At 68.3% G+C, this 1,601-nt stretch carries 2 protein-coding genes; both read right to left on the reverse strand.

Annotation, left to right across the window (positions count from 1 at the left end; genetic code table 11):
- Positions 1-140 precede the first annotated feature (140 nt).
- Positions 141-806 carry a Uma2 family endonuclease gene (locus tag ABTY56_RS38625; protein WP_350634373.1) on the reverse strand — a complete coding sequence of 222 codons (666 nt, stop codon included), beginning with the start codon at positions 804-806 and terminating at the stop codon, positions 141-143.
- A gap of 78 nt (positions 807-884) precedes the next feature.
- Positions 885-1,559, reverse strand: coding sequence for a hypothetical protein (locus ABTY56_RS38630; RefSeq protein WP_350634374.1), 675 nt, complete (start codon positions 1,557-1,559; stop codon positions 885-887).
- Positions 1,560-1,601 lie beyond the last annotated feature (42 nt).

Genomic DNA, 1,601 nt, shown 5'->3' on the forward strand with positions numbered 1-1,601 from the left:
GGCCCGAGGCGTTGAAGGGGCACGCCGACTTCAAGATGAGTTACCCCGACGGGGCGAAGATCATGCCCGATGCGGCAGCCCCCTGACCGCTGCCCACACCGCGCGGCAGGTTGGACCTATGTTCAGAAGGTCAAGGTTGTTCAGGGGGTATGCCCGGGCACCGCGCGTGGCTGCCATCGGGTGTCGGCGTAGATGTCCCCGACCGTGCACGATAGGCCCATGGAGGGGATCGCGATGGGATCGTCCAGATCTTTCAGGTCCTGGCGGATCCAGCCTTCCTCCTCCCGCGTCAGGACCGTGAGGTGCACGCGATCCTGCTCGATGAGAACGACGGCCTCGCAGGGCGCGTGCGACTGGTAGAGCCTGACCTTGACGTCGACCCAGCGCTCTCCACCGACACGGGCGGTCTCCTCGTCCGTGCTCGAAACGACCTCGGCGAGCAGGAAGCCCGCGGCGGTGAAGCGCTTGCCGGCGACGACGTCATCGTAGCTCACGACCGCGACGTCCGGCTCGGGCCGATAGTCCCCTCGCTTGCCCAACTGCGTGACGACCGCGTCGGGCCACTCGCACTCGATCCCCGGCCGCTGAACGGCCATGCGCGTGGCATCGTGCTCGCGCAAGGCGGCGTTCAGCAGGTTCTCCAAGTTCGAGGCAATCCTGTTGTGCTCCATGAAGGGCGGGGTCATCATGACCGGCAAGCCCCCGATGAGCTCCCAGCGTTCATGATCCGGGCGCTTCTCCTGGAACGACCGGAATTCAGCCCCGGACATAGGCCGGGCCTGGCTCCTGACAGCGGCGAGAGGCATGGCACGCTCCTCCTCACAGGGATCGTAAGGTAATCCATATCGGGTCCGGGGGACATCTCGCGAAGGCCTTCGCCCACATTATGCGCGCCGCTCGCAAGCGACGAAGTGGGCCGGGGTACGGCCGTGGGCCGAACGCAGCCTGCGCCGAACCGCCAGCACCTCGACGCGCCGGACGACCAGGCCCTGCAGGCCGCCATCCGTCTCCAGCTGGCCGTGAAGGCCGAGCTGACCGACCAGCGCCTCGCGGATGAGGACTGCCAGCGGCACCGCGTAGGCGTGTGCGGCGCCCGTGAGCGTGGCTTCGTCCACCTCCACGCACAAGCGTTCCGATAGGCCCACAGATAGGCGGTCCAGCACCCCCTTCACGTCGGCCCGCGGGAACACGTAGGCGTGCTTCGTCGCCCGCCCGCCGGTGATCCAGGGCTTGAGGATCCCGAGGGCGGTGAGGTCCTTCACCACCTTCCAGGTCGTGCCGAGCAGGGCCGCGGCGCCGTCGACGTCGACCGAATCCCGCATGACCGCCTCGATCGCGCGGACCTCGGCCTCGGGGATCCTGAAAGCCATGCCCCGCACCTTGGCGCGCGACAGCAGTCCGCGCTGCTCCAGGATATCCCGCATCACGAGGATCGTGACGCCGCACTGCGCCGTGGCTTCCTTGAGCGTGCAGGTCGAGGTCGGGGGCAGCACCTTCGCCCGCGCCCGCACCAACCGGGCGAGCCACTCCTCCTCCGAGAGTGCCAAGGTGTCCGTCATCGCGCCTCCTCCGCCGGGTGCCGTCCTCGGGGAGAATCTGCC

Origin of the sequence: Kitasatospora sp. NPDC097691, from assembly GCF_040302665.1 — a bacterium.
Classification (GTDB): Bacteria; Actinomycetota; Actinomycetes; order Streptomycetales; family Streptomycetaceae; genus Kitasatospora.

What these genes read in the sequence shown, in the direction of transcription:
- ABTY56_RS38625 (WP_350634373.1), bottom strand. Translation starts at nt 806, where the DNA reads ATGCCTCTCGCCGCTGTCAGGAGCCAGGCCCGGCCTATGTCCGGGGCT.
- ABTY56_RS38630 (WP_350634374.1), bottom strand. Translation starts at nt 1,559, where the DNA reads ATGACGGACACCTTGGCACTCTCGGAGGAGGAGTGGCTCGCCCGGTTG.